At 55.5% G+C, this 26,193-nt stretch carries 25 protein-coding genes; 13 read left to right on the top strand and 12 right to left on the bottom strand.

Features of this window, described 5'->3' with window-relative positions; genetic code table 11:
* The first annotated feature begins 5 nt into the window (after positions 1-5).
* From fkpB to QLG09_RS05630, 4 genes are all read left to right on the top strand, one after another.
* Positions 6-455 (top strand): FKBP-type peptidyl-prolyl cis-trans isomerase, encoded by a 450-nt coding sequence (fkpB, locus tag QLG09_RS05645; RefSeq protein WP_020882546.1) that lies wholly within the window; start codon positions 6-8, stop codon positions 453-455.
* Between the two features lies 1 nt (position 456).
* Entirely contained in the window at positions 457-1,407 is a 951-nt protein-coding gene (ispH, locus tag QLG09_RS05640; RefSeq protein ID WP_020882547.1) for a 4-hydroxy-3-methylbut-2-enyl diphosphate reductase, read from the top strand.
* A gap of 158 nt (positions 1,408-1,565) precedes the next feature.
* Positions 1,566-2,120, top strand: a complete 555-nt coding sequence (locus QLG09_RS05635) for a glucose-6-phosphate isomerase family protein (protein WP_032681684.1) — start codon at positions 1,566-1,568, stop codon at positions 2,118-2,120.
* Entirely contained in the window at positions 2,113-2,883 is a 771-nt protein-coding gene (locus QLG09_RS05630; RefSeq protein ID WP_049023057.1) for a glucose-6-phosphate isomerase family protein, read from the top strand. The genes QLG09_RS05635 and QLG09_RS05630 overlap by 8 nt, the downstream gene beginning before the upstream one ends.
* A gap of 26 nt (positions 2,884-2,909) precedes the next feature.
* On the opposite strand, the gene QLG09_RS05625 is transcribed toward QLG09_RS05630, so the two are convergent.
* From QLG09_RS05625 to QLG09_RS05605, 5 genes are read right to left on the bottom strand one after another with little or no spacing between them, the layout of a single operon-like run.
* Positions 2,910-3,728 carry a PTS system mannose/fructose/sorbose family transporter subunit IID gene (locus QLG09_RS05625; protein WP_014168581.1) on the bottom strand — a complete coding sequence of 273 codons (819 nt, stop codon included), beginning with the start codon at positions 3,726-3,728 and terminating at the stop codon, positions 2,910-2,912.
* On the bottom strand, positions 3,728-4,525 hold the full coding sequence (locus tag QLG09_RS05620) for a PTS sugar transporter subunit IIC (RefSeq protein ID WP_025205460.1): 798 nt from the start codon (positions 4,523-4,525) through the stop codon (positions 3,728-3,730). Before QLG09_RS05620 ends, QLG09_RS05625 begins: the two co-directional genes overlap by 1 nt.
* Positions 4,526-4,535: 10 nt before the next feature.
* On the bottom strand, positions 4,536-5,030 hold the full coding sequence (locus QLG09_RS05615) for a PTS sugar transporter subunit IIB (protein ID WP_047955032.1): 495 nt from the start codon (positions 5,028-5,030) through the stop codon (positions 4,536-4,538).
* A gap of 9 nt (positions 5,031-5,039) precedes the next feature.
* Positions 5,040-5,468: a PTS fructose transporter subunit IIA gene (locus tag QLG09_RS05610; RefSeq protein WP_025205457.1), complete on the bottom strand. Its 429-nt coding sequence runs from the start codon at positions 5,466-5,468 to the stop codon at positions 5,040-5,042.
* Between the two features lie 2 nt (positions 5,469-5,470).
* Positions 5,471-7,213, bottom strand: a complete 1,743-nt coding sequence (locus QLG09_RS05605; RefSeq protein ID WP_049023058.1) for a class I mannose-6-phosphate isomerase — start codon at positions 7,211-7,213, stop codon at positions 5,471-5,473.
* A 188-nt stretch (positions 7,214-7,401) separates the two neighbouring features.
* Here QLG09_RS05605 and QLG09_RS05600 point away from each other — a divergent pair, with 188 nt between their 5' ends.
* The 8 genes from QLG09_RS05600 to folA all read left to right on the top strand — a co-directional run bounded on the left by QLG09_RS05600 (position 7,402) and on the right by folA (position 17,669).
* On the top strand, positions 7,402-8,409 hold the full coding sequence (locus QLG09_RS05600; RefSeq protein WP_020882554.1) for a LacI family DNA-binding transcriptional regulator: 1,008 nt from the start codon (positions 7,402-7,404) through the stop codon (positions 8,407-8,409).
* Positions 8,410-8,542: 133 nt separating this feature from the next.
* Positions 8,543-9,364 (top strand): 4-hydroxy-tetrahydrodipicolinate reductase, encoded by an 822-nt coding sequence (gene dapB / locus QLG09_RS05595; protein WP_047743390.1) that lies wholly within the window; start codon positions 8,543-8,545, stop codon positions 9,362-9,364.
* 453 nt (positions 9,365-9,817) lie between these two features.
* On the top strand, positions 9,818-10,966 hold the full coding sequence (gene carA / locus QLG09_RS05590) for a glutamine-hydrolyzing carbamoyl-phosphate synthase small subunit (RefSeq protein ID WP_020882556.1): 1,149 nt from the start codon (positions 9,818-9,820) through the stop codon (positions 10,964-10,966).
* A gap of 18 nt (positions 10,967-10,984) precedes the next feature.
* The gene (carB, locus tag QLG09_RS05585; RefSeq protein ID WP_014168589.1) at positions 10,985-14,209 is read left to right on the top strand and encodes a carbamoyl-phosphate synthase large subunit; all 3,225 of its coding nucleotides are present in this window, start codon (positions 10,985-10,987) and stop codon (positions 14,207-14,209) included.
* Between the two features lie 138 nt (positions 14,210-14,347).
* Entirely contained in the window at positions 14,348-14,581 is a 234-nt protein-coding gene (locus tag QLG09_RS05580; RefSeq protein ID WP_010427047.1) for a YgdI/YgdR family lipoprotein, read from the top strand.
* Between the two features lie 105 nt (positions 14,582-14,686).
* Positions 14,687-15,217 (top strand): glutathione-regulated potassium-efflux system oxidoreductase KefF, encoded by a 531-nt coding sequence (kefF, locus tag QLG09_RS05575; RefSeq protein ID WP_020882557.1) that lies wholly within the window; start codon positions 14,687-14,689, stop codon positions 15,215-15,217.
* Complete coding sequence (gene kefC, locus QLG09_RS05570) at positions 15,210-17,075, top strand: glutathione-regulated potassium-efflux system protein KefC (protein ID WP_049023059.1); 1,866 nt, start codon at positions 15,210-15,212, stop codon at positions 17,073-17,075. Before kefF ends, kefC begins: the two co-directional genes overlap by 8 nt.
* Before the next feature lie 114 nt (positions 17,076-17,189).
* The gene (folA, locus tag QLG09_RS05565) at positions 17,190-17,669 is read left to right on the top strand and encodes a type 3 dihydrofolate reductase (protein ID WP_008502023.1); all 480 of its coding nucleotides are present in this window, start codon (positions 17,190-17,192) and stop codon (positions 17,667-17,669) included.
* 39 nt (positions 17,670-17,708) lie between these two features.
* Here the strand turns inward: folA and apaH are convergent, their stop codons facing one another.
* From apaH to lptD, 6 genes are read right to left on the bottom strand one after another with little or no spacing between them, the layout of a single operon-like run.
* On the bottom strand, positions 17,709-18,557 hold the full coding sequence (apaH, locus tag QLG09_RS05560) for a bis(5'-nucleosyl)-tetraphosphatase (symmetrical) ApaH (protein WP_014168593.1): 849 nt from the start codon (positions 18,555-18,557) through the stop codon (positions 17,709-17,711).
* 4 nt (positions 18,558-18,561) lie between these two features.
* The gene (apaG, locus tag QLG09_RS05555) at positions 18,562-18,939 is read right to left on the bottom strand and encodes a Co2+/Mg2+ efflux protein ApaG (RefSeq protein WP_014168594.1); all 378 of its coding nucleotides are present in this window, start codon (positions 18,937-18,939) and stop codon (positions 18,562-18,564) included.
* 3 nt (positions 18,940-18,942) lie between these two features.
* Positions 18,943-19,764 (bottom strand): 16S rRNA (adenine(1518)-N(6)/adenine(1519)-N(6))-dimethyltransferase RsmA, encoded by an 822-nt coding sequence (rsmA, locus tag QLG09_RS05550; RefSeq protein WP_014168595.1) that lies wholly within the window; start codon positions 19,762-19,764, stop codon positions 18,943-18,945.
* Positions 19,761-20,747 (bottom strand): 4-hydroxythreonine-4-phosphate dehydrogenase PdxA, encoded by a 987-nt coding sequence (gene pdxA, locus QLG09_RS05545; protein WP_020882559.1) that lies wholly within the window; start codon positions 20,745-20,747, stop codon positions 19,761-19,763. The genes rsmA and pdxA overlap by 4 nt, the downstream gene beginning before the upstream one ends.
* Complete coding sequence (surA, locus tag QLG09_RS05540; RefSeq protein ID WP_282488766.1) at positions 20,747-22,033, bottom strand: peptidylprolyl isomerase SurA; 1,287 nt, start codon at positions 22,031-22,033, stop codon at positions 20,747-20,749. Before surA ends, pdxA begins: the two co-directional genes overlap by 1 nt.
* 53 nt (positions 22,034-22,086) lie before the next feature.
* The gene (lptD, locus tag QLG09_RS05535) at positions 22,087-24,438 is read right to left on the bottom strand and encodes an LPS assembly protein LptD (RefSeq protein WP_049023061.1); all 2,352 of its coding nucleotides are present in this window, start codon (positions 24,436-24,438) and stop codon (positions 22,087-22,089) included.
* Between the two features lie 239 nt (positions 24,439-24,677).
* Between lptD and djlA the strand changes: the two genes are divergently transcribed.
* Complete coding sequence (djlA, locus tag QLG09_RS05530; protein WP_014168599.1) at positions 24,678-25,493, top strand: co-chaperone DjlA; 816 nt, start codon at positions 24,678-24,680, stop codon at positions 25,491-25,493.
* Positions 25,494-25,522: 29 nt separating this feature from the next.
* Here the strand turns inward: djlA and rluA are convergent, their stop codons facing one another.
* Positions 25,523-26,182 carry a bifunctional tRNA pseudouridine(32) synthase/23S rRNA pseudouridine(746) synthase RluA gene (gene rluA / locus QLG09_RS05525; protein WP_014168600.1) on the bottom strand — a complete coding sequence of 220 codons (660 nt, stop codon included), beginning with the start codon at positions 26,180-26,182 and terminating at the stop codon, positions 25,523-25,525.
* Positions 26,183-26,193 lie beyond the last annotated feature (11 nt).

The raw sequence follows: 26,193 nt of genomic DNA, 5'->3' as shown, positions 1-26,193 counted from the left end.
TTTGCATGTCTAAATCCGTACAGAGCAACAGCGCGGTTCTCGTTCATTTCACGCTGAAACTGGATGATGGCTCCACGGCTGAATCCACCCGCAATAACGGCAAACCCGCCCTGTTTCGTCTCGGCGACACCTCCCTGTCTGAAGGTCTTGAGCAACAGCTGCTTGGCCTGAAAGAAGGCGAGAAAAAGGCATTTTCGCTGGAGCCGGATGCCGCGTTTGGCGTGCCAAGCCCGGACCTTGTTCAGTACTTCTCGCGCCGCGAGTTTATGGATGCAGGTGAGCCGGAAATCGGGGCGATCATGCTCTTTACCGCTATGGATGGCAGCGAAATGCCTGGCGTGATCCGCGAAATCAATGGTGACTCCATCACCGTTGACTTCAACCATCCGCTTGCCGGGCGCACCGTCCATTTTGATATTGAAGTGCTGGAGATCGATCCGGTACTGGAGGCCTGAAATGCAGATCCTGTTGGCTAACCCGCGCGGCTTTTGCGCCGGTGTAGACCGCGCTATCAGCATTGTTGAAAACGCGCTCGAGATTTACGGCGCGCCGATTTATGTGCGTCACGAAGTGGTGCATAACCGTTATGTCGTCGACAGCCTGCGCGAGCGTGGCGCGATCTTCATTGAGCAGATCAGCGAAGTGCCTGACGGCGCGATCCTGATTTTCTCCGCACACGGGGTTTCTCAGGCGGTGCGTAACGAAGCGAAAAGCCGCGATCTGACCGTGTTCGACGCCACCTGCCCATTAGTGACCAAAGTGCATATGGAAGTGGCGCGCGCCAGCCGTCGTGGTGAAGAGTCGATCCTGATTGGCCATGCCGGCCACCCGGAAGTCGAAGGTACCATGGGCCAGTACAGCAACCCGGAAGGGGGGATGTACCTGGTGGAGTCTCCGGAAGATGTGTTTACGCTGAACGTCAAAAATGAAACGCGTCTCTCGTTTATGACCCAGACGACGCTCTCCGTTGACGATACGTCGGACGTGATTGACGCCCTGCGTCAGCGCTTCCCGAAAATCGTCGGCCCGCGTAAGGACGACATTTGCTACGCCACCACCAATCGCCAGGAAGCGGTGCGTGCTCTGGCTGAACAGGCGGACGTGGTGCTGGTTGTCGGTTCGAAAAACTCCTCTAACTCCAACCGTCTGGCTGAACTTGCGCAGCGAATGGGGAAAGCGGCCTATCTGATTGATGATTCCAGCGATATCCAGGAAGCGTGGGTGAAAAACGTGGCCTGTGTCGGGGTAACCGCAGGCGCCTCGGCACCTGATATCCTGGTGCAGAACGTGATTTCCCGTCTGCAGGAACTGGGCGGCGGCGAAGCGGTCCCGCTGGAAGGACGCGAAGAGAACATTGTTTTCGAGGTCCCGAAAGAGCTGCGTATCGACGCACGCGAAGTCGAGTAAGTTTCCTCGCGCATGACCCGAATGCCGGCCACGTCAGTGGCCGGCATTTTTATTGCTGATTAACTGTGATTCACCTGACACATTGCGCCTTTGATGCGCAGGTTAATCGTTTAAATTGTTATGCTGGGCGGGTTGTTCTCCTCGGGCCGGAGAAGACGATGACTTCAGATATTATCCTGCCGCCTCTGGTGGCCTGGGCCAGTGGTACACTTGCCCGCGGCGCACTTATTCTTAAATCCACACGCCTTGCCGATCTCAATGGTTTGTTTGCCGATCGAGACGCCTGGGCACAATGCGATCCGCATCAGACGGTGTATGACGTCGAAATGCTGGAATCGCCTGCACAGGAAGGGGCGTTGTTTGTCGGCGTTACCCATTTACATGCAGGTAAAATCGGCCGGGAATTCTTTATGACCCGCGGCCATTTTCATCAACGTCGTGAACAGGGCGAAGTCTATTTTGGACTGCGGGGAAGTGGCCTGCTTTTACTCCAGACGACATCCGGCGAAACCCGTCTGGAGTGCGTGATGCCGGGATCCGTCCATATTATTGCGCCTTTTACCGCCCACCGTTTAATCAATACCGGTGAGACCACGCTCTCTTCACTCGCGGTCTGGCCCGCCGTCGCCGGACACGACTATGCCGCGTTACCCCACGGTTTTGCCGTGCGGGTATTGGCCACTGACGGTGGCTGGGAGGTTCAGAATGGATAACTTTGGGCTCGACATGACCATCACCCGACACCCGCTGGGGTTCAGCTACGGTGAGGACGTCACTGGCCCGATGCCAGAGGTCCGTACGCTTGATGAGATCCGCGCGTCGTTACGGGATCCTGACTGCTCAGGCCCGGAAGACGTTTATGCTATTGCGATGGATGTCGCCCGTCTGGCAGACCGGCAGGAGCTGAAAAAACGCATGCTGCTGTTTGGGGTCGTGACCTACGCGACGGGAACGCTGGGTGAAGAGCCGATCCGCAGCCAGGGGCATGTTCACCGTAAAAGCCGTCACAGCGGCTGGTCTCCGCCCGAGCTGTATGAAATCTGGCAGGGGCGCGCCATTATCTATATGCAGGAGTATGTTGCGGACGATCCCGGGCGCTGTTTCGCCGTACTGGCCGGGCCGGGCGAAAAGGTGCTGGTTCCGCCTGGCTGGGGGCATGCCACTATCTCTGCCTCGCCGGATGAACCACTGACCTTCGGTGCGTGGTGCGACAGGGAATATGGTTTTGAATATGATGCCGTGCGGGCGCGTAAAGGACTGGCCTGGTATCCGCTGCTGCAGGGGAGCCATATCATCTGGCAGCACAACACGCATTATCTGCCGGGGCGGCTACAGATGATCACACCGCGTCGCTACAGCGAATTCGGCCTGACGGATGAGCCTGTCTATACGCAATTTATTGCCGATCCTGCTCGCTTTCAGTTTATCTCTCGCCCGGATAAAGTGGCTGAACTGTGGCATAACTTCCACCCATAAAAAACCGGGGCATTGCCCCGGCTGTCTTATCCGGCAAACAGACCTGACGCGACGCCCAGCGCCGCCAGCGCAAGCAGCACAATCATGGCCCTGACCGGGGAGACGCCACGTCTCGCCATCAGATACCAGGTGCCCAGAACCACCAGAAGCGGTAATAGCTGCGGGAAGATACCGTCAAGCATCTGCTGAACATGGATGTTAACCCCGTCACGGGTGATAAATTCCAGCCCGGTGCCCAACTTAACGTAGCTTGCCGCCACGCCGCCCATCACAAATACACCCAGCAGAGACAAAGCTTCGCGCAGTCGCGTTGACTTGCTGCTCACCAGCATCTCGACCGACCCTGAGCCCATCTGATAGCCTTTCAGAAACAGAAACCAGGATCCCGGGATAATGATGGCCAGCCAGGCGACGGTGTAGAACAACGGGCCAAGAACATTTCCTCCGGCGGCAAGCGCCATACCGATGCTCAGTAAAATGGGGATCAGCATGCCGGGGATCATTGAGTCACCAATCCCCGCGATTGGTCCCATCAGCCCCACCTTCAGGGTATTGATCGTTTCGCCATCAATGGGCTCGCCGTTGGCTTTTTTCTCTTCCAGCCCAAGCGCCATACCGTTTACGATGGCACCGATCTGCGGCTCCGTGTTGTAAAACGAGGCGTGTCTGCGCAGCATCTCGGTGCGCTGGGCGGCATCCGGGTAGAGTTTTTTGGCGACCGGTAACATGCTCAGACAGAAGCCGAACGATTCCAGACGCTCGAAGCTCATCGAAGAGAGGTTATGCATCATCCACGCTCGCCAGCAGCGGCGCAGATCTTTTCGGGTCAGTTTACGGTCTTCCATCAGAATTCATCCTCATCGTCGGCGGGCCTACCCGGCGTGACAGCCTGCGGCGCTTCCGGCTTGTAGTTGTAATGAATTAACGCCAGCAGGGCGCCCACAATCACCAGTGCCACCATGTTGAGCTTCAGGAACACAATGCATATGAAGCCCACCAGGAAGTAGATCAGCATGCTGTAGCTTTTGATGATCTGCTTAAGCAGGATGGCGATCCCAACGGCCGGTAAGATGCCCCCCAGCACGTTCATGGTCGAAAGCACGATGCCGGGCAGACTGTCCATAAACCCGCTGATGTACTGCGCGCCAAAATAGACGGCGATAAACGTCGGCACAAAGCGCAGAACAAAGTTCATCACCTGCGGCCAGACCGCGCTGTTAAGATAAATTCCGCGCTCATCCCCGAGCTCAAGCGCCACGTCGGCGCGGTGGTTCCAGAATGAGTTCAATACCATCATGGCGTTAAACAGTATCGTTCCGGCAATGCCAATGGTCGCCGCCAGCGCCACGGCCACCTCTGGCCCTTTGCCCGACAGAATCCCCAGCGCGATAGCAGGATAAGCGACAAAATTGAGATCGGCAGGCATTGAACCGCCGGGGGTGACCATCGCGATATAAACGGCCTGCACCGCCACACCAATCATGATCCCGGTTTTAACGTCGCCCAGAATCAGGCCCACCAGCATCCCCGAAACCAGCGGGCGGGAGATGAGATACCAGCCGCCCGTCAGGCCAAACAGCCAGGGACTACTGAGTGCACCGAGATAGCAAAGCAGACCGATGAGAGAAGCTTCGAAAATCATCATGCGCTCCTTATTTCAGTTTTTGCCGGGCGTCCTGCCAGCTGTAAAAACTGGCATCGGGCACCAGACGAAACTCGATGGCATGCCCCTGTTCAGTCAGCCAGTCAAAGGCTGCTGCCTCCTCTGGCGTTACGGACTGATTAGGGCCAATGGTGATGGTGTTGGCGCGGGCACTCATTGGCCCGACGTTAATTTTGCCATTGCCGCTCTTCAGGCTTATGCCTGCCTGTTCAAGACGTTGCAGGGTGACAGGCGATTTGCCAATCACGAAGTAGCGCTTATCGCTGGCAATCACTTTCGGCAGCTTTTCGATGGCGGTCAGGGTATCGAACAGCCACACTCTGGTATCTGACACCGCGCCTTTCATTACCGACGAGAGCAGCGGATCGGCCGCGACGGCATCGTCAATTGCCACGATGCCATCACAGGGCAGCTCTTTGGCCCAGCGCGTGACGAGCTGCCCGTGAATCACCCGGTCGTCAATACGTACAAACGAAATGCTCATATAAGCTCCTTAGAAATCGTCGTTCTGGGCGGATTCCACCCGTTTTGCCTGAACCAGGGTGGGCTGCGTTAATTCGATGAGCTGCGCCGCGGCGGCATGGACATCCCGGGCCATCAGAATGTCGTCGGTGAGCAAGAGCATGGGGAAGTTGACTCCTGCCACCACGGCGACCGGCGGATGCGTCTGGGGATTAAACGCGTATTCACAGGCCACATTCCACGGCGTTCCGCTCTGCATATCGCACAGGACGACGATGCCGTCTGCGCCCGCACCTGCGCGGTGGTATGCCGCAGCGAAATCACGGCGAAACCCCGCTATGCCAGCCTGTGCGTTCAGACATACCGCCTGTCGATGAGGAAGATCGCCATACACCATTTTTCCGCTTTCCAGCAGGGCGGTGGCCAGCGGGCCGTGTGTCGCCACAATAATGTGAATCATGGTTAACCTCTTACCCAGGCTTTAATGGTGGCAATGGATTTACCGCAGCTTGGCCCTGACGGAGAAATACGGTATTCGCCTGCGTCAGCGGGGACGATAAACGTTTCTGCGTAGTGCACGACGAACGGGGCGAATGCGCCGCCGGGGCTGTCTACCGTCGCCTCTTCACCTTCAACAAGATTAAGGACATTCACGCCTCCGTGGGAGGAGTGCGTCACCGGTTCACTGAACCAGTGGCGACGCGTTTCGATAAATTCACGTTCGTGAAGCCCGGTTCGTTCTTCGCGCCAGCCGGTGCCTTCGCCGAGGGGTTCACACTGATTCACAAGATGCTGTTCGACCCACTGCGTATCGCGTTGCCAGTCGATCACCTTTTCGCCATGCGCCAGATGAACCGGGCGGGGCTGCCCATCCATTCCCAGCCGTCCCCAGTCCCAGAGCTTGAAGGTAAAAATGTAAGGCGTGGCGCTGATCTCAAGTACCACGGTTCCTGCTCCAGAACAGTGAACCGTACCGGCGGGGATCAAAAAATGATCGTGCTTGTTCGCCGCAAGATGATTGACGAAGCGGGCGTCGTCGAACGGCTTTTCACCGCGGCTGGCCCGTCTGAGGTCGTCCATCATCGCTTCGGGCCGGGTACCCGTTCGGGTCCCCAGATACACCTGAGCCCCTGGCTCTGCCTCAAGGATGTAATAGCTCTCATCCTGGGTGTAATGCATACCAAAATGCTGCTGTATGTACTCCGTGGTCGGATGCACCTGAAAACTCAGGTTCTGCCCGCCGAGGGTATCAAGCAGGTCAAAGCGGATGGGAAATTCCGCGCCAAAACGGGCATGCACTTTTTCACCCAGCAGCGCCCGGGGGTGCAGCAGCACCAAATCCTGAGAGGGGATCTCGATCCGCACCGCGCCGTAACGAAGCAACAGGCTGTTTTCCTCGGGCACGCAGTCAAAACACCATGCGTAGTTAGGCGCAGAGGGATCGAGATCGAATTTCTGTTTCATCCATTGTCCGCCCCAGACGCCGGGGTCGAAAAAGGGCACTACACGAAAAGGACGTTGGGTGGTGTGTTGCAACCCGGCGCGCAGCGCATCGCCGCCGACCATCGCCGGATTATCCGCCTGGGTGGTATCCAGGAGATAATCAGTACGCCGTAGCAGCGGGGTTTTGTGACGATCGAATACGCGCCATTCAATGAAAAAGGCGCGTTTGTAGCGACGCAAAATATCCTCGTGTTGGTTCGCCGCGCCCCAGTTAGCCAGTTCACCGCTGCGCATGCGCTGCTGGATCTCCCAGCGCGGTAAATCGGCGTAGACCAGAATATCGCCTGCATTAACCAGCGCGGCACCCGGCCCGTAAATAACGATTATCCCTTCGCGGCACCGTTCGACCTGCGCCTGCAACGCCTCGCGTTTCACCGGGTCAATGAATTCGTCGAGCTGGTGGCAGGAGAGCACGCCGAAGACGCGGTCGTCAGTGAGATGTCGGGCCAGCAACCGGCTTAAAGCGTGTTCGTCGAGACGCATCTGTTCGGCATTGAGCGTCAGCGTAGCCCCCAATGCTGGCAGTAGTTTTGTCTCCAGTTCCTCCAGCCTGACGCCGGGGTAGCAGTCAATGACCAGCACGGTGCGTGTATATTGACCCGCTCTGTGGGTAAGCTCGCGCACAATCGCGTCCCAGCCCTGCCAGGCACAATCGTCATACCCCTCTACTGCGACTTCCGGGAATTTATCGTAAGTTGCCATCTTTTCTCTCCGTCTTCGTTGCTTAAGGTTATTCGATTAACCTTGTTTGGGAAGGGTGATTAACGCGATTAACCCGCCAGTTCTGGCGATAAGTGGCGAAAAGGCGGCCATTATGTGAAGAGGCTCACGCGCAAAAGTGCAAAATTGAGGTTATTCGATTAATCTGATGTGAACGACAAGGAGCGATCATGACGGGTATCACGCTGGCTGATGTGGCAAAACGCGCCGGGGTTTCAACCGCCACCGTATCAATGGTGCTGTGTAATAAAGGGCGGATCTCGCAACGGACCCGGGAGCGCGTACTTCAGGCGCTGGATGAATCGGGCTATGTTTACAATCAGACGGCAGCCAACCTGCGAAACCGCAGCAGTAATCAGGTGGGGCTCCTGTTGCATGACATCACGAACCCTTTTTATGGCGAAATGACGGCAGGTCTAAGCCATGAGATGGAACGCCACGACCTTCTGCTGTTTCTGGCAAACAGCGAAGAGTCGTCCGAGCGACAGCAAAAGTTTGTGGATTCGCTGATGCGTAACAACGTCTGTGGCATGGTGCTGTGTGCCGCGCGAGAAACTCCGCAGGCCTTTTTCGATGGTCTTAAGCGACGCAATATTCCGGCAATTATGGTCGTGCGACCGCTAAACGATCCGGACTTTGATTTTGTGGGAACCGATAACTTCCTTGGCACGCAAATGGCGACAGAGCATCTTCTGAGGATGGGGCATCGTCAGATTGCCTTTATCGGCGGTAGCCTGAATTCGGGGTCTCGCGCTCAGCGTATCGGCGGATTTACCAGTAAATTACTGGAGTATGGTGTGACGCCGAATCCCGAATGGATCGTCACCTCACAGGCAAGCCAGAGTGATGGCGCGCGCGTGGCGGAAGCGTTGTTGATGAACCATCCGCAGATTACCGCTGCAGTGTGTTACCAGGACATTGTTGCCCTTGGCGTTATGCAGTGTTTACGCAAAATGGGACGCGAGCCGGGACGCCATTTTGCCCTGGTGGGCTTTGACGATATTACCGAGGCCGGGCTGGTACAGCCTGCACTGACTACCGTCTCCGTTGCCGCGAAGGAGATAGGACGTAAGGCCGGCGAACTGCTTTTCAGCCGGATACAGGGGAACCGGGAGCCGGCGAAACGCATTATTTTACCGCCCGCGCTGGTGGTCCGCGAATCGTGCGGTTTTCGCTGAAGATTATGCCTTTTGCTGATATTTCTTCCTGTTTATCATTAAATTCTAATTATCGTCGTTTTCAGTTGGCAGCATCTGCAAAGGCTGGTTAATCTGAAAACGGTTTACATCATTTTAACGTAAGAGAATAACTATGCATGATGCACAGATCCGTGTCGCCATTGCGGGCGCGGGTGGACGTATGGGTCGCCAGCTGATTCAGGCGGCACTACAGATGGATGGCGTGGCACTGGGCGCGGCGCTGGAGCGTGACGGCTCATCGTTGCTTGGCGCTGACGCGGGTGAGCTGGCGGGCGCGGGTAAGACAGGCGTTACCGTGCAGAGCAGCCTGGAGGCGGTAAAAGATGACTTTGATGTGTTCATCGATTTTACCCGTCCGGAAGGCACGCTCACGCATCTGGCATTTTGCCGTCAGCACGGTAAAGGAATGGTGATCGGCACCACCGGTTTTGATGATGCCGGGAAGCAGGCCATTCAGGATGCCTCACACGAGATTGCGATTGTCTTCGCCGCAAACTTTAGCGTGGGGGTGAACGTCATGCTGAAGCTGCTGGAGAAGGCAGCGAAGGTCATGGGCAGTTATACCGACATTGAGATTGTTGAAGCGCACCATCGTTATAAAGTCGACGCGCCATCCGGTACGGCGCTGGCGATGGGGGAAGCGATTGCTCATGCACTGGATAAAGATTTGAAAGACTGCGCGGTCTACACCCGTGAAGGGCACACCGGTGAACGTGTTCCCGGCACGATTGGTTTTGCTACCGTCCGCGCGGGCGATATCGTCGGCGAACATACGGCGATGTTCGCCGATATTGGGGAACGCGTCGAGATTACGCATAAGGCATCCAGCCGGATGACGTTTGCAAATGGCGCTGTACGCTCCGCCTTGTGGTTAAAAGACAAGAAAGAGGGTCTTTTTGATATGCGAGATGTGCTTGATCTCAACAATTTGTAACCGTTATTACCCATCGTGATGTGGTTATTGCAGTCGTAATGCTTTGATTGCATAGGGCAATATTTTATTGCCCTTTTATTTTATGTCTTTCATCATGATTTCCTGAATTTACACGCTAAAGTTCATCTCTTCTTCGTGTTTTGTGTTATCTGAATGTAAATTTGACCGTCTGGTCCACTTTTTGATGCCACGAAGCGGCCTTTCCCATTAAACTTGCCGCGCAAGCGTTTTCCGCAGTGATTTACCTGATCTTTTTGCCGCTTAAGCTCTCCTGGCTCTCTCAGGCTCGCAAAAGAATATGACAAATCTCCGTTTTAAGTTGACTTTTAGCCACCAAATCCCCAGAATGCCGCCGTTTGCCAAAAATCCGCTGGCAACACATTTGCATTGATTCATGACGCGGTTATGAATTAATATGCAAATAAAGTGAGTGAATATTCTCTGGAGGGTGTTTTGATTAAGTCAGCGCTATTGGTTCTGGAAGACGGAACCCAGTTTATCGGTCGGGCCATAGGGGCAACGGGTTCGGCGGTTGGGGAAGTCGTTTTCAATACTTCAATGACCGGTTATCAAGAAATCCTCACTGATCCTTCCTATTCTCGCCAAATCGTTACTCTTACTTATCCTCATATCGGCAATGTCGGCACCAATGCTGCTGACGAAGAATCCTCTCAGGTACATGCGCAAGGCCTGGTCATTCGCGACCTGCCGCTGATTGCCAGCAACTACCGCAATACCGAGGACCTCTCTTCCTACCTGAAGCGCCATAACATCGTGGCGATTGCTGATATCGATACCCGTAAGCTGACGCGTCTGCTGCGCGAGAAGGGTGCACAAAACGGTTGTATCATCGCAGGAGATAACCTCGATGCAGCCCTGGCGCTGGAAAAAGCGAAAGCTTTCCCGGGTCTGAACGGCATGGACCTGGCGAAAGAAGTGACCACAGCAGAAGCCTACAGCTGGACGCAGGGAAGCTGGACGCTGGCGGGAGACCTGCCGGAAGCGAAAAAAGAGAGCGACCTGCCATTCCACGTGGTGGCGTACGATTTTGGTGCCAAGCGCAACATCCTGCGTATGCTGGTCGACCGCGGCTGCCGCCTGACGGTCGTCCCGGCGAAAACCTCTGCTGAAGAGGTACTGAAGATGAATCCGGACGGTATCTTCCTGTCCAACGGTCCTGGCGACCCGGCACCGTGCGATTACGCTATCGACGCCATCAAATCCTTCCTGGAAACCGATATCCCGGTATTCGGCATCTGTCTGGGTCATCAGCTGCTGGCGCTGGCGAGCGGTGCTAACACAGTGAAGATGAAGTTCGGTCACCACGGTGGGAACCACCCGGTGAAAGATATTGATAACAACACGGTAATGATTACGGCACAGAACCACGGCTTCGCAGTGGATGAGGCGTCAATGCCTGCTAACCTGCGCGTGACCCACAAGTCTCTTTTCGATGGCACCCTGCAGGGGATTCATCGTACCGATAAGCCAGCGTTCAGCTTCCAGGGCCACCCTGAAGCCAGCCCGGGCCCGCACGATGCCGCGCCGCTGTTCGATCACTTCATCGAACTTATTGAGCAATACCGTAAGACCGCTAAATAATCAGGAGCCGAGAAGACCATGCCAAAACGTACAGACATAAAAAGCATCCTGATCCTTGGCGCTGGCCCGATTGTGATCGGCCAGGCCTGCGAATTCGACTACTCCGGTGCCCAGGCGTGTAAAGCCCTGCGCGAAGAGGGTTACCGCGTTATCCTGGTGAACTCTAACCCGGCCACCATCATGACCGACCCGGAAATGGCAGATGCAACCTACATCGAGCCGATTCACTGGGAAGTGGTACGCAAAATCATCGAAAAAGAGCGTCCGGACGCGGTTCTGCCTACCATGGGCGGCCAGACGGCGCTGAACTGTGCGCTGGAGCTGGAACGTCAGGGCGTGCTGGAAGAGTTCGGCGTGACCATGATTGGTGCGACAGCCGATGCCATTGATAAAGCTGAAGACCGCCGTCGCTTCGACGTGGCGATGAAGAAAATCGGCCTCGACACCGCGCGTTCCGGTATTGCACATACCATGGAAGAAGCGCTGGCTGTGGCGGCTGACGTTGGTTATCCGTGCATCATCCGTCCATCCTTCACCATGGGTGGCACCGGCGGCGGTATCGCCTACAACCGCGAAGAGTTCGAAGAGATTTGTGAACGCGGTCTGGATCTCTCCCCCACCAAAGAGCTGCTGATTGATGAATCGCTGATTGGCTGGAAAGAGTACGAGATGGAAGTGGTGCGTGATAAAAACGACAACTGCATCATCGTCTGCTCCATCGAAAACTTCGATGCGATGGGTATCCACACCGGCGACTCCATCACCGTAGCGCCAGCCCAGACGCTGACCGACAAAGAGTATCAAATCATGCGTAACGCCTCGATGGCGGTACTGCGTGAAATCGGCGTAGAAACGGGTGGCTCTAACGTTCAGTTTGCCGTGAACCCGAAAAACGGTCGCCTGATTGTTATCGAAATGAACCCGCGTGTTTCTCGCTCCTCCGCGCTGGCCTCGAAAGCCACCGGCTTCCCGATTGCGAAAGTGGCCGCGAAACTGGCGGTGGGATATACCCTCGATGAGCTGATGAATGACATCACCGGTGGCCGCACTCCAGCGTCCTTCGAGCCGTCCATCGACTACGTTGTGACCAAGATCCCTCGCTTTAACTTCGAGAAGTTCGCCGGCGCAAACGACCGTCTGACCACACAGATGAAATCTGTTGGCGAAGTGATGGCGATTGGGCGTACTCAGCAGGAATCCCTGCAGAAAGCGCTGCGCGGCCTGGAAGTGGGGGCCACGGGTTTTGACCCGAAAGTGAGCCTGGAAGACCCTGAAGCGCTGACCAAAATTCGCCGCGAGCTGAAGGACGCAGGCGCAGAGCGTATCTGGTACATCGCCGATGCGTTCCGTGCGGGCCTCTCTGTTGATGGCGTGTTCAACCTGACCAACATCGACCGCTGGTTCCTGGTGCAGATTGAAGAGCTGGTACGTCTGGAAGAAAGAGTCGCGGACCTGGGCATCAATGGCCTGGACGCTGACTTCCTGCGCGTACTGAAGCGTAAAGGCTTCGCCGATGCGCGTCTGGCCAAACTGGCGGGCGTACGTGAAGCGGAAATCCGCAAGCTGCGTGACCAGTATGACCTGCACCCGGTCTACAAACGCGTGGATACCTGTGCAGCGGAGTTTGCGACCGACACCGCTTACATGTACTCCACGTATGAAGATGAGTGTGAAGCGAACCCGTCCGTCGACCGCGACAAGATTATGGTGCTGGGCGGCGGTCCTAACCGTATCGGCCAGGGCATCGAGTTTGACTACTGCTGCGTTCATGCCTCCCTGGCACTGCGCGAAGACGGTTACGAGACCATCATGGTCAACTGTAACCCGGAAACCGTGTCGACCGACTACGATACCTCCGACCGCCTCTACTTTGAGCCGGTAACGCTGGAAGATGTGCTGGAAATCGTGCGTATCGAGAAGCCTAAAGGCGTAATCGTGCAATACGGTGGCCAGACCCCACTGAAACTGGCGCGCGCGCTGGAAGCCGCTGGTGTGCCGGTAATCGGTACCAGCCCGGATGCAATCGACCGTGCAGAAGACCGTGAGCGTTTCCAGCAGGCGGTTGACCGTCTGAAGCTGAAACAGCCAGCCAATGCCACCGTCACCGCTATCGAGATGGCTGTTGAGAAGGCGAAAGAGATTGGCTACCCGCTGGTGGTACGTCCTTCGTACGTGCTGGGCGGCCGCGCGATGGAAATCGTCTACGACGAAGCTGACCTGCGTCGCTACTTCCAGACGGCAGTGAGCGTGTCCAACGATGCGCCGGTTCTGCTCGACCGTTTCCTCGACGATGCCGTTGAAGTGGATGTGGATGCCATCTGTGACGGCGAAATGGTGCTGATTGGCGGTATCATGGAGCACATCGAACAGGCAGGCGTTCACTCCGGTGACTCCGCATGTTCCCTGCCAGCGTACACCCTGAGCCAGGAAATTCAGGACGTGATGCGCCAGCAGGTGCAGAAGCTGGCCTTCGAACTGCAGGTTCGCGGTCTGATGAACGTCCAGTTCGCTGTTAAAGACAACGAAGTCTACCTGATTGAAGTGAACCCGCGCGCAGCACGTACCGTACCGTTCGTCTCCAAAGCTACCGGTGTTCCGCTGGCGAAAGTGGCGGCGCGCGTGATGGCGGGCCAGACGCTGGCACAGCAGGGCGTGACGAAAGAAATTATCCCACCGTACTACTCGGTGAAAGAAGTGGTACTGCCGTTCAACAAATTCCCGGGCGTCGACCCGCTGTTAGGGCCAGAAATGCGTTCTACCGGGGAAGTGATGGGCGTGGGCCGCACCTTCGCAGAAGCGTTTGCGAAGGCGCAGTTAGGCAGTAACTCCACCATGAAAAAATCTGGCCGTGCGCTGCTCTCTGTTCGCGAAGGCGATAAAGAGCGCGTGGTTGACCTGGCGGCTAAGCTGCTGAAACAGGGCTTCGAGCTGGATGCAACCCACGGCACGGCCATTGTGCTGGGTGAAGCGGGCATTAATCCGCGTCTGGTGAACAAGGTGCATGAAGGTCGTCCGCACATTCAGGATCGCATCAAGAATGGCGAATACACCTACATCATTAACACCACCGCAGGTCGTCAGGCGATTGAAGACTCCAAGCTGATTCGCCGCAGCGCGCTGCAGTACAAAGTGCATTACGACACCACCCTGAACGGTGGTTTCGCCACCGCGATGGCACTGAACGCTGATGCCACCGAGAAGGTGATTTCCGTTCAGGAAATGCACGCCCAGATTAACAAGTAAGCCAACATACCCGGCAGTATTCGCTGCCGGGTATTATTCCCACCTTCAGAACCTTCTGGTTTTCCAACCGCATTCAGTCAGTTAGCCTAAAATGGTTAGGTCGATAACGAAATTCAACTGAGAGCAGGGGAAAACACCATGCAAAATAAACTACTGATCGCGTCCGTTCTGGCTGCCACCGCCATGTTTACCGTTGCGGGCTGTTCATCTAATCAGGCAGTAAAAACCACGGATGGCCGTACGATAGTGACTGACGGTAAGCCGCAGGTCGATGATGACACCGGTCTGGTTTCCTATAAAAACGCCGAAACGGGTCAAACTGAACAGATCAACCGTGACCAGGTGAAATCCATGGGCGAACTGGATAACTAGTTCAGATTTCTGACGTTAGCCCGTCAATAATATTCACTATTAGCCTGTTGAATTACTGACTACACTCTTTTGGTAAAAGAAGGCAGTAAAACAACAGGCTAATTAATGATTCTGATAATTTACGCACATCCGTATCCGCATCACTCGCATGCAAATAAACGGATGCTTGAGCAGGTAAGGACGCTTGATAACGTAGAGATACGTTCCCTCTATCAACTTTATCCCGATTTTAATATCGATATCGCCGCCGAACAGGAGGCGCTCTCTCGTGCCGATTTAATTATCTGGCAGCATCCGATGCAATGGTACAGCACCCCTCCGCTCCTCAAACTGTGGATCGATAAAGTCTTTTCCCACGGCTGGGCGTATGGCCACAACGGTCACGCGCTTAAAGGTAAAAGCCTGATGTGGGCCGTGACCACCGGCGGGGGAGAAAGCCACTTCGATATTGGTGCTTTCCCGGGCTTTGAGGTGCTGTCACAGCCGCTGCAGGCGACGGCACTCTATTGTGGGCTGAACTGGCTCCCTCCTTTTGCGATGCACTGTACGTTCGTTTGCGATGATGAGACGTTGCAGGCGCAGGCACGCCATTATAAACAACGGTTACTTGAGTGGCAGGAGGCGAACAATGGATAGCCATACGCTGATACAGGCGCTGATTTACCTCGGCGCGGCTGCGCTGATTGTGCCCGTGGCGGTACGTCTGGGGCTGGGTTCAGTGCTGGGTTACCTCATTGCCGGCTGTGTCATTGGACCGTGGGGCTTCCGTCTGGTGACCGATGCCGAGGCGATTCTCCATTTCGCTGAGATCGGCGTCGTGCTGATGCTGTTTGTAATTGGCCTGGAGCTGGATCCCCGGCGGTTATGGAAACTGCGTGCTTCGGTATTTGGTGGGGGAGCCTTGCAGATGGTGGCCTGTGGTCTGCTGCTGGGCGGGTTCTGTATCCTGCTGGGCATGGACTGGAAAGTCGCGACACTCATCGGCCTGACGCTGGCACTCTCCTCTACGGCCATTGCCATGCAGGCAATGAACGAGCGCAACCTGACGGTCTCTCAGATGGGGCGCAGCGCGTTTTCGGTGCTGCTGTTCCAGGATATTGCCGCCATCCCGCTGGTGGCGATGATCCCGCTGCTGGCCGCAAGCGGTGCCTCAACGACCATGGGGGCTTTTGCGCTTTCCGCGCTGAAAGTGGTTGGTGCCCTGGCGCTGGTTATTCTGCTTGGCCGCTACGTGACCCGTCCGTTGCTGCGCTTTGTCGCTCGCTCCGGCCTGCGTGAAGTTTTCAGTGCCGTTGCGCTGTTCCTGGTGTTTGGCTTTGGTTTGCTGCTCGAGGAAGCCGGCCTATCGATGGCTATGGGGGCGTTCCTGGCCGGGGTGCTGCTGGCCAGCTCTGAATATCGCCATGCGCTGGAAAGTGATATCGAGCCGTTTAAGGGATTATTGCTGGGGCTGTTTTTCATCGGCGTGGGGATGTCTATCGACTTTGGCACGTTGGTAACGCATCCGCTGCGGATCCTCATCCTGCTGGTCGGTTTCCTGGTCATTAAGATGGGCATGTTGTGGCTGATAGCGCGTCCATTAACGGTGCCCAACAAGCAGCGTCGTTGGTTTGCCGTACTGCTGGGGCAGGGGAGTGAGTTTGCATTCGTGGTCTTTGGCGCGGCGCAGATGGCCAACGTACTGGATGCTGAGTGGGCGAAAGCGCTGACGCTTGCCGTCGCACTGTCGATGGCCGCAACGCCTGTTCTGCTGGTGGTGCTGGCGCGTCTGGAAAAAACGGGGAGCGAGCAAGAACGCGAAGCCGACGAGATCGACGAGGAGCAGCCGCGGGTGATCATCGCCGGGTTTGGTCGCTTCGGGCAGATCGTGGGCCGTTTGCTGTTGTCGAGCGGGGTCAAAATGGTGATCCTCGACCACGATCCCGACCATGTTGAGACCCTGCGGAAATTCGACATGAAAGTGTTTTACGGGGATGCGACCCGTGTCGATCTGCTGGAATCCGCCGGGGCGGCGAAAGCGGAAGTGTTGATTAACGCGATCGACGATCCGGAGACCAGCATGCAGATGGTGGAGTTGGTCAAGGAACACTTCCCCGAGCTGACCATTATCTCTCGCGCCCGCGATGTGGATCACTACATCCGGCTGCGTCAGGCAGGGGTGGAGGCGCCAGAGCGTGAAACGTTCGAAGGTGCGCTCAAGTCTGGCCGGATCGCGCTGGAAAATCTGGGGCTAGGTGCCTATGAAGCACGTGAACGTGCGGACCTGTTCCGCCGCTTTAACACCGAGATGGTGGAAGAGATGGTGGCGATGGCGGGCAGCACAGCCACCGAGCGTGCAGCGGTGTTTAAACGCACCAGCGCGATGCTGACGGAAATCATTAACGAGGACCGCAATCACCTGTCGCTTATCCAGCGTCACGGCTGGCAGGGCACGGAAGAGGGCAAGCATACTGGCGATCCGGCGGACGAACCGGAGAGTAAACCTTCCGCGTGAAGTGGAGTTGCCAGCAATATTAAAAAATTTCTCTATCTTTACTCAGCCGCCAGTCGACGAAAGATTAAGCTTTCCGTATAGTGGCGGCAATTTTTTGCATCCGGGAAATTTTCAATGATCAGTCTGATTGCAGCGCTGGCGGTGGACCGTGTTATCGGTATGGAAAATGCCATGCCGTGGAACCTGCCTGCCGATCTCGCATGGTTTAAACGTACTACGTTAAACAAGCCGGTAGTGATGGGCCGCCTGACCTGGGAGTCGATTGGTCGTCCATTACCGGGCCGTAAAAATATCGTTATCAGTAGCCAGCCTGGCACTGACGATCGCGTCGAATGGGTGAAGTCCGTAGACGAGGCCATTGCCGCATGCGGTAATGCCGAGGAGATCATGGTGATTGGCGGTGGGCGTGTGTACGAACAGTTCCTGCCGAAAGCACAGAAGCTGTATCTGACCCATATTGATGCGGAAGTGGAAGGGGATACGCATTTCCCGGACTACGATCCTGATGAGTGGGAATCTGTCTTCAGTGAATTCCACGACGCGGATGCGCAGAACTCCCACAGCTACTGCTTCGAAATTCTGGAACGTCGCTAAGTGAATGTCCCTCTCCCGTCCGGGGGAGGGAAATCCTCATCAGGAGGCAACGGCCTCGTCTTCCCCTAAGTCCAGCTGTCGGTTGGATGGCTGAACAAAGTACGTTTTATCTTCCCAGCGCAAGCAGGTTAACTCTCCACCCCAGCAGCAGCCGGTATCGAGACCGTAGATCCCCTCCGGTGTGCCTTTTCCTTCAAGCGACGCCCAGTGGCCAAACACCACGTTATAGGCGTTGGTCACCGGACCGGGAATGGCAAACCACGGTTTAAGAGGCGCAGGTGCGCTTTCCGGTGTCTCTTTGCAATACATATCCAGCTGCCCGTTCGGGAAGCAAAAACGCATGCGGGTGAAAGCGTTCGTAATAAAGCGCAGGCGGGCCAGACCGCTAAGATCTTCGCTCCAGTGATTCGGCATATCGCCGTACATCGCGTCGAGGAAGAAAGGATACGAGTCGCTTGCCAGCACCGCTTCAACGTCACGCGCACAGGTTTTCGCCGTCTCAAGATCCCACTGAGGGGTGATCCCGGCATGCGCCATGACCAGTTTTTTCTCTTCATCGATCTGCAGCAGCGGCTGGCGGCGTAGCCAGTTGATGAGAACATCCGCGTCCGGGGCATCCAGCAAAGGCGAGAGACGATCTTTGGGTTTGTTGCGACTGATCCCGGCAAAGACGGCCAGCAAATGCAGATCGTGGTTGCCCAGTACCATGCGCACGCTGTCGCCCAGTGATTTGACGAAGCGTAGAACGTCCAGCGAGCCAGGGCCACGCGCCACTAAATCGCCCGTCAGCCAGAGCGTATCTTGTCCAGGCGTAAAGTCGACCTGTTTTAACAATGCGATCAGTTCATCGTAGCAACCGTGAACGTCGCCAATCAGATATGTAGACATTAGATTAATGAATGAGTGTTGTAACGGCGAGACGGAACACAGGAATAGCAACGCGGAACACATTGCCATCGACGTCGACCATTTCGTAATGGCCCTGCATGGTGCCCAGCGGCGTTTCGATCACGGCGCCGCTGGTATACTGATACTCTTCGCCAGGGTCGATGTGGGGCTGTTCACCAACCACACCTTCACCCTGAACTTCGATTTCGCGGCCGTTGCCGTTGGTGATAAGCCAGTAGCGCCCAAGCAGTTGCACAGGCATCCGCCCCAGATTGCGAATGGTCACGGTGTAAGCGAAGACAAAACGTTCTTCATCCGGTGAGGACTGGGATTCAACATAAACGCTTTGTACATGGACACATACGCGGGGCGAATCAATCATGGCTTAACTCTCCTTCGGCGGCGCATTTTCGCTGATGTAATTAGCCAGCTTACAGTACTGTTCTACGGAAATATTTTCTGCACGCATTGCCGGGTCAATACCCAACTCAGTCAGCACTTCAACGGTAAACAGATTGCCCAGGCTGTTACGGATCGTTTTACGGCGCTGGTTAAAGGCTTCCGTAGTAATGCGGCTCAGCACCCGCAGGTCTTTCACCGGGTACGGCATTATTTTATGCGGTACAAGACGCACTACCGCAGAGTCCACTTTTGGTGGTGGCGTAAAGGCGGTTGGCGGTACTTCGAGCACCGGGATCACGTTGCAGAAATATTGTGCCATCACGCTCAAACGACCATACGCTTTACTGTTCGGCCCTGCAACCAGACGGTTAACCACCTCTTTTTGCAACATGAAGTGCATGTCGGCAATGGCATCAGTATAGCTAAACAGGTGGAACATTAGCGGTGTGGAGATGTTGTACGGCAGGTTACCGAACACGCGCAGCGGTTGGCCCATTTTTTCCGATAGCTCACCAAAGTTCATGGTCATGGCATCCTGCTGATAAATCGTCAGCTTTGGCCCCAGGAACGGGTGAGTTTGCAGGCGTGCGGCGAGATCGCGATCGAGTTCGATAACGGTCAGTTCGTCCAGGCGTTCGCCTACGGGTTCAGTCAGAGCGGCAAGACCCGGGCCGATTTCGACCATAGCCTGACCTTTCTGCGGATTAATGGCAGACACGATACTGTCGATCACGAACTGATCGTTGAGGAAGTTTTGCCCGAAGCGTTTTCGGGCTAAGTGGCCCTGATGGACTCGATTAGTCATTGAGTATTAACAATCATTTTGATGGCGAGATTAAGCGCCGTAATAAAACTGCCGACATCCGCTTTCCCCTGGCCTGCCAGATCCAGCGCAGTACCGTGGTCAACGGACGTTCGAATAAAAGGTAAACCGAGGGTGATATTCACCCCGCGGCCAAAGCCCTGGTATTTTAGCACGGGCAGGCCTTGATCGTGGTACATCGCGAGCACGGCGTCCGCATTATCCAGGTATTTTGGCTGGAAAAGGGTATCGGCAGGCAACGGCCCGCTTAAGTTCATCCCTTTTGCCCGCATCTCTTCAAGCACCGGAATAATGGTGTCGATCTCTTCGGTACCCATATGTCCGCCTTCACCGGCGTGCGGGTTCAGCCCGCAGACCAGCACATGCGGCTGTTTGATGCCGAATTTGGTTTGCAGGTCGTGATGCAGGATCCCGATGATCTCCCGTAAAAGAGACGGAGTAATGGCATCCGGAATGGCCCTGATGGGCAAATGGGTCGTCACGAGGGCAACGCGCATTGCTTCTGTCGCCAGCATCATGACCACTTTCGGGCTGTGCGAGCGCTCTTCAAAGAACTCCGTGTGCCCGGTAAACGGTATCCCCGCCTCGTTGATAACGCCTTTGTGCACGGGACCGGTGATCAGGGCGGCAAATTCGCCCTTCAGGCAACCGTCGCAGGCACGCGCCAGCGTCTCTACAACATAGTGGCCGTTTTCGGTACTGAGCTGACCCGGGATGACGGGAGTACGAAGTGGAACAGGAAGAAGCGTAAGCGTGCCGGCTTGCTGTGGTGCAGGCTGCTGGCCTTCAACGTAGGGGATGAGCGTTAAAGGCAGACCGAGCAGCGTTGCCCGGTCTTGTAACAGTGTTGCATCCGCGCAGACAACCAGTTCCACCGGCCAGCTGCGCTGGGCGAGCTGGACAACGAGGTCAGGCCCAATCCCGGCAGGTTCGCCGGGAGTGATCACAACACGATGCTGTTTCATTAGTTGCTCAGTACTTTCACATAAGCGCTGGCGCGTTGTTCCTGCATCCAGGTTGCTGCTTCTTCAGAGAACTTACGGTTAAACAGCATGCGGTAGGCTCTGTCTTTCTGCGCCGCGTCCGTTTTATCAACATTGCGGGTATCCAACAGTTCGATCAGATGCCAGCCGAAGGAGGAGTGCACCGGGACGCTCATCTGGCCTTTGTTCAGCTTCATCAGTGCGTCACGGAACGCAGGATCGTAGATATCTGCGGCCGCCCAGCCCAGATCGCCGCCCTGATTAGCAGAGCCGGGATCCTGAGAGAACTCTTTCGCGGCATTCGCAAACGAGGTTTTTCCGCTCTTGATGTCTGCAGCAATCTGTTGCAGTTTCACGCGCGCCTGATCGTCAGTCATGATAGGTGACGGCTTGAGGAGAATATGGCGAGCGTGAACTTCGGTAACCGAAATGTTCTGACTCTGACCGCGCAGATCGTTCACTTTCAGGATATGGAAGCCCACGCCTGAACGGATGGGACCCACGATGTCACCTTTCTTCGCCGTGCTCAGCGCCTGGGCAAAGATGGAAGGCAGCTCCTGGATACGTCCCCAGCCCATCTGGCCGCCTTTCAGCGCCTGTTGGTCAGCGGAGTAGGTGATGGCCAGTTTGCCAAAGTCACCGCCGTTACGTGCCTGCTCGACAATCGAACGCGCCTGGCTTTCAGCTTCCGCAGCCTGGTCGGAGGTTGGGTTCTCTGGCAGCGGGATCAGAATGTGGCTCAGGTTTAGTTCGGTGCTGGCGTCGTTCTGGTTACCCACCTGTTTTGCCAGCGCGTCCACTTCCTGAGGCAGGATCGTGACGCGGCGACGGACTTCATTGTTACGCACTTCCGAAATCAGCATCTCTTTACGGATCTGATTACGGTACGTTGCATAGCTGATGCCATCATAGGCCAGACGGCTGCGCATCTGGTCCAGGCTCATGTTGTTCTGCTTCGCGATGTTTGCAATGGCCTGATCGAGCTGCTCGTCAGTGACCTTCACACCCATTTTCTGACCCATTTGCAGGACAATCTGATCCATGATCAGACGTTCCAGGATCTGATGGCGCAGGGTAGCGTCATCCGGAAGTTGCTGACCTGCTTCACCCGAATTGAGCTTCACAGATTTCATCAAACCGTCAACGTCGCTTTCGAGCACGACGCCGTTGTTAACTACAGCGGCGACCTTATCAACAACCTGGGGGGCCGCGAAGCTGGTATTCGCAACCATAGCGACACCGAGCAGCAGCGTTTTCCAGTTCTTCATACTTTTTCCATTTCAATTAACCGCAAAGCGGATTACGTTGCAAATTAAGCACATTACAAGGAACTGCGGTACGGCAGAATGTTCGAGCGCAGCATCTGCTGCGTGCCCAGGCCGTAGTTGGAGCTCAGGCCGCGCAGTTCGACATTAAAGCCAATCACGTTATCGTATTTGCCCTGTTCATTCTTGGTATCCCAGCCGTTAAGCTTACGTTCGTAACCGACACGCAGCGCGTAGCAGCAGGAGTTATATTGCAGACCAACCATCTGGTCAGCAGGTTTACTGGTGTTGGTGTCAAAGTAGTAAGCACCGACGATTGACCAGCGATCGGCGATTGGCCAGCTCGCTGCGCCACCCACCTGCGAGATGCCGTCTTTGTACTGATCCGTATTCGCATAGTTTGGCAACGTGGCCTGAATATATTCCGGGCTGGCGTAACGATAGGTCAACTGCAGCATACGGTCTTCATCACGACGATATTCAATCGCCGCACTGCTTGTCGCAACGTTGTTGAGACGCGTATCGTACTGCACACCCCCGCGTAAACCCCAGCGATCGGTCATACGCCAGTAAGTATCACCCGCCCACACCAGAGAACCCGTTTTGTTGTCTTTCTCCCAGTTAATGTCGTCATCACCGGTCCGGGACTCGGTGAAATAGTAGATTTGACCAACAGAAACGTTAAAACGTTCAACGGCGGCATCATCATAAACGCGCGTTGTGACGCCGGTCGTTAACTGGTTTGCTGACGCAATACGGTCGAGGCCACCGTAGGTACGGTCGCGGAACAGACCGCTGTAGTCAGACTGCAGGAATGAGGAGTCATAGTTCTGAATGTTGCTCTGATCGCGATACGGGACGTACAGATACTGCATACGTGGCTCAAGCGTCTGGGTATAACCCTCCGCCAGAAGACCCATATCGCGTTCGAAGATCAGTTTGCCGTCCATTTTGAACTGCGGCAGGACGCGGTTCACGGATTCTTCGAGATCGGTGCCGTAACGGTTGTTATACCAGTCGAGATTCTTCTGCTGGTAATGGGTGGCCATCAGTTTGGCCTCGGTATTCAGGCTCGACCAGTCATTTGACACCGGCAAATTGATGGTTGGCTCGAGGTGAACACGCGTGGATTCCGGCATATCCGAGTTGGTGTTAACGAAGTGCACGGCCTGGGCGTACACGCGGGTGTCAAACGGACCAACATCGTTCTGGTACCAGTTAACGTCCAACTGCGGTTCTGCACCGTAAGTACTTGTGTTCTGGCTGCTAAAGACCTGGAACTGCTTGGTAGAGACCGTAGCGTCGAAGTTCTGAATAGCGTACCCCACGCTGAATTTCTGCGTGGCGTAGCCATCGGTACTGGACCCGTATTTGGAGTCAAAGTCGTTGAAATAGTAAGGGTCGCTGACTTTGGTGTAGTCGACGTTAAACCGCCAGACCTGGTCCATTACCCCGGCATGTTTCCAGTAGAACAACCAGCGGTGTTTATCACCTTCTGTTGGATGCTCATCCTGGAAGACTTTATCCGACGGCAGATAATCCAGTTCCATCAGGCCAGTACCCGCCTGCGTCAGGTAGCGGAACTCGTTTTCCCACATAACGTTGCCGCGCTTATGGATATAGTGCGGCGTGATCGTGGCGTCCATGTTGGGCGCGATATTCCAGTAATACGGCAGATAGAACTCAAAGTAGTTCGTGGTGCTGTATTTGGCATTCGGGATCAGGAAACCTGAGCGGCGTTTGTCACCCACAGGAAGCTGCAGGTAAGGGCTGTAGAAAACGGGTACCGGACCGAGCTTGAAGCGGGCGTTCCAGATCTCGGCAACCTGCTCTTCACGGTCATGGATGACTTCACTTCCGACCACGCTCCAGGTATTAGACCCGGGCAGACAGGACGTGAAGGAGCCGTTTTCGAGAATCGTATAGCGGTTTTCGCCGCGCTGTTTCATCAGGTCTGCATCACCGCGCCCCTGGCGACCTACCATCTGGTAATCACCTTCCCAGACGTTAGTGTCTTTGGTATTCAGGTTTGACCAGGCTTTCGGACCTTTCAGGATGACCTGATTGTCGTCATAGTGCACATTACCCAGCGCATCCACCGTTCGTACCGGCTCGGCCGCACCTTCCGGCTGCTTCTGGTGTAATTGCACTTCATCTGCCTGCAGACGGCTGTTGCCCTGGTTAATATCCACATTGCCAGTAAATGTCGCATTGTCAGGATATGTGCCTTTAGAGCTATCGGCAGTAATGGTTACCGGCAAGCTATTCGTATCGCCCTTTACCAGTGGACGATTATAACTTGGGACGCCAAGCATACACTGCGAGGCGAGATCGGCCGCCAGTCCCTGTTGGCTGTACAGGGCGGTGCCAATCATTGTGGCCAGGAGGGTGGGGATACGTTTTTTCATACGTTGTATTTTATTGTTCCGTCATCAGTGGCTACGGCTTACAAACGCTCAGAGACTATCTTACTCATCAGCGCAGTACCAGCGTTAATCCTGCCCGTTTGCGCGCCAGAGTGTTAGGCTCGCTATCGAATGACGAGTATGATAAAGCAAATTATAGGCGATGTCCTTCAATTGACCGTGGCTTGAACACTGTGATGATGACGTTGCGTCGGCCAGGAACATGACTAACCGGGGAGTATATGCAGTATTGGGGTAAAATAATCGGCGTTGCGTTCGCCATCATCATGGGTGCCGGGTTCTGGGGGATCGTACTGGGGCTTATTATCGGCCATATGTTTGATAAGGCTCGCAGCCGCAAAATGGCCTGGTTTGCCAATCAGCGTGAGCGTCAGTCCCTCTTTTTCTCCACCACGTTTGAGGTGATGGGGCACTTAACCAAATCAAAAGGGCGTGTGACGGAAGCCGATATTCAGATAGCCAGCGTCTTTATGGACCGCATGAATCTGCATGGTGACTCCCGTCTCGCGGCACAAAATGCGTTTCGCATCGGTAAAGCGGATAACTATCCGCTGCGCGATAAAATGCGTCAGTTCCGCAGCATCTGCTTCGGCCGTTTTGATTTAATTCGGATGTTTCTGGAGATCCAAATCCAGGCGGCGTTTGCCGATGGTTCACTTCATCCTAATGAACGCGATGTTTTATACGTTATTGCGGAAGAACTGGGCATCTCCCGTATGCAGTTCGACCAGTTCCTGCGCATGATGCAGGGCGGTGCGCAGTTTGGCGGCGGCTATCACCAGCAGTCCTCTGGCGGTGCCTGGCAGCAGGCGCAGCGGGGTCCGACGCTGGAGGATGCCTGTAACGTGCTGGGGGTGAAGCCATCGGACGATGTAACCACCATCAAGCGTGCCTATCGTAAGCTGATGAGTGAGCACCACCCGGACAAACTGGTCGCGAAAGGTTTACCGCCGGAGATGATGGAGATGGCGAAGCAAAAAGCGCAGGAAATTCAGAAAGCGTACGAGTTGATTAAAGAGAAGAAAAGTTTCAAATAAAAAAGGCCCGACAGTGTCGGGCCTTTTTTTCAGAAGTCGACTGGGGCTTTAAACGTCATTGCATTGCCAAAAACCGGATGGGTGATGGTGAGCGTCTGCGCATGCAGCTGCAGGCGTGGCGCCAGCGCCAGTGCATCGGGCGGCGCGTAAAATCTGTCCCCCAGAATCGGGTGCCCCAGCGCAAGCATATGGACACGCAGCTGGTGCGAGCGCCCGGTAATCGGTTTAAGCAGCACGCGCGCAGTGTTATCTGGCGCGTACTCCAGCACTTCATACTCGGTTTGCGCTGCTTTGCCGGTTTCGTAACAGACCTTTTGTTTTGGTCGGTTCGGCCAGTCGCAGATCAGCGGTAAATCCACCAGCCCTTCCGCCGGCTGAGGATGCCCCCAGACACGTGCGACATACTGCTTTTTCGGCTCGCGATCGCGGAACTGGCGTTTCAGCTCGCGTTCCGCCGCTTTATTCAGCGCCACTACAATCACACCGCTGGTGGCCATGTCCAGACGATGGACAGACTCCGCCTGAGGATAATCGCGCTGAATACGCGTCATCACACTGTCTTTGTGCTCATCCAGACGCCCTGGCACGGACAACAAGCCGCTGGGCTTGTTGACCACCATAATGTGCTCATCCTGATAAAGCACCACCAGCCAGGGATCCTGAGGTGGATTGTAAGGCTCCATCACCATCTTGCGCTCCG

This window comes from Enterobacter sp. V89_11 (assembly GCF_029967775.1).
Taxonomy (GTDB): Bacteria; Pseudomonadota; Gammaproteobacteria; order Enterobacterales; family Enterobacteriaceae; genus Enterobacter; species Enterobacter ludwigii.
The sequence above is the reverse complement of the archived record's forward strand: the minus strand, read 5'-3'. Positions and strand labels throughout refer to the sequence as shown.

What these genes read in the sequence shown, in the direction of transcription:
- fkpB (WP_020882546.1), top strand. Translation starts at nt 6, where the DNA reads ATGTCTAAATCCGTACAGAGCAACAGCGCGGTTCTCGTTCATTTCACG.
- ispH (WP_020882547.1), top strand. Translation starts at nt 457, where the DNA reads ATGCAGATCCTGTTGGCTAACCCGCGCGGCTTTTGCGCCGGTGTAGAC.
- QLG09_RS05635 (WP_032681684.1), top strand. Translation starts at nt 1,566, where the DNA reads ATGACTTCAGATATTATCCTGCCGCCTCTGGTGGCCTGGGCCAGTGGT.
- QLG09_RS05630 (WP_049023057.1), top strand. Translation starts at nt 2,113, where the DNA reads ATGGATAACTTTGGGCTCGACATGACCATCACCCGACACCCGCTGGGG.
- QLG09_RS05625 (WP_014168581.1), bottom strand. Translation starts at nt 3,728, where the DNA reads ATGGAAGACCGTAAACTGACCCGAAAAGATCTGCGCCGCTGCTGGCGA.
- QLG09_RS05620 (WP_025205460.1), bottom strand. Translation starts at nt 4,525, where the DNA reads ATGATTTTCGAAGCTTCTCTCATCGGTCTGCTTTGCTATCTCGGTGCA.
- QLG09_RS05615 (WP_047955032.1), bottom strand. Translation starts at nt 5,030, where the DNA reads ATGAGCATTTCGTTTGTACGTATTGACGACCGGGTGATTCACGGGCAG.
- QLG09_RS05610 (WP_025205457.1), bottom strand. Translation starts at nt 5,468, where the DNA reads ATGATTCACATTATTGTGGCGACACACGGCCCGCTGGCCACCGCCCTG.
- QLG09_RS05605 (WP_049023058.1), bottom strand. Translation starts at nt 7,213, where the DNA reads ATGGCAACTTACGATAAATTCCCGGAAGTCGCAGTAGAGGGGTATGAC.
- QLG09_RS05600 (WP_020882554.1), top strand. Translation starts at nt 7,402, where the DNA reads ATGACGGGTATCACGCTGGCTGATGTGGCAAAACGCGCCGGGGTTTCA.
- dapB (WP_047743390.1), top strand. Translation starts at nt 8,543, where the DNA reads ATGCATGATGCACAGATCCGTGTCGCCATTGCGGGCGCGGGTGGACGT.
- carB (WP_014168589.1), top strand. Translation starts at nt 10,985, where the DNA reads ATGCCAAAACGTACAGACATAAAAAGCATCCTGATCCTTGGCGCTGGC.
- QLG09_RS05580 (WP_010427047.1), top strand. Translation starts at nt 14,348, where the DNA reads ATGCAAAATAAACTACTGATCGCGTCCGTTCTGGCTGCCACCGCCATG.
- kefF (WP_020882557.1), top strand. Translation starts at nt 14,687, where the DNA reads ATGATTCTGATAATTTACGCACATCCGTATCCGCATCACTCGCATGCA.
- kefC (WP_049023059.1), top strand. Translation starts at nt 15,210, where the DNA reads ATGGATAGCCATACGCTGATACAGGCGCTGATTTACCTCGGCGCGGCT.
- folA (WP_008502023.1), top strand. Translation starts at nt 17,190, where the DNA reads ATGATCAGTCTGATTGCAGCGCTGGCGGTGGACCGTGTTATCGGTATG.
- apaH (WP_014168593.1), bottom strand. Translation starts at nt 18,557, where the DNA reads ATGTCTACATATCTGATTGGCGACGTTCACGGTTGCTACGATGAACTG.
- apaG (WP_014168594.1), bottom strand. Translation starts at nt 18,939, where the DNA reads ATGATTGATTCGCCCCGCGTATGTGTCCATGTACAAAGCGTTTATGTT.
- rsmA (WP_014168595.1), bottom strand. Translation starts at nt 19,764, where the DNA reads ATGACTAATCGAGTCCATCAGGGCCACTTAGCCCGAAAACGCTTCGGG.
- pdxA (WP_020882559.1), bottom strand. Translation starts at nt 20,747, where the DNA reads ATGAAACAGCATCGTGTTGTGATCACTCCCGGCGAACCTGCCGGGATT.
- surA (WP_282488766.1), bottom strand. Translation starts at nt 22,033, where the DNA reads ATGAAGAACTGGAAAACGCTGCTGCTCGGTGTCGCTATGGTTGCGAAT.
- lptD (WP_049023061.1), bottom strand. Translation starts at nt 24,438, where the DNA reads ATGAAAAAACGTATCCCCACCCTCCTGGCCACAATGATTGGCACCGCC.
- djlA (WP_014168599.1), top strand. Translation starts at nt 24,678, where the DNA reads ATGCAGTATTGGGGTAAAATAATCGGCGTTGCGTTCGCCATCATCATG.
- rluA (WP_014168600.1), bottom strand. Translation starts at nt 26,182, where the DNA reads ATGGTGATGGAGCCTTACAATCCACCTCAGGATCCCTGGCTGGTGGTG.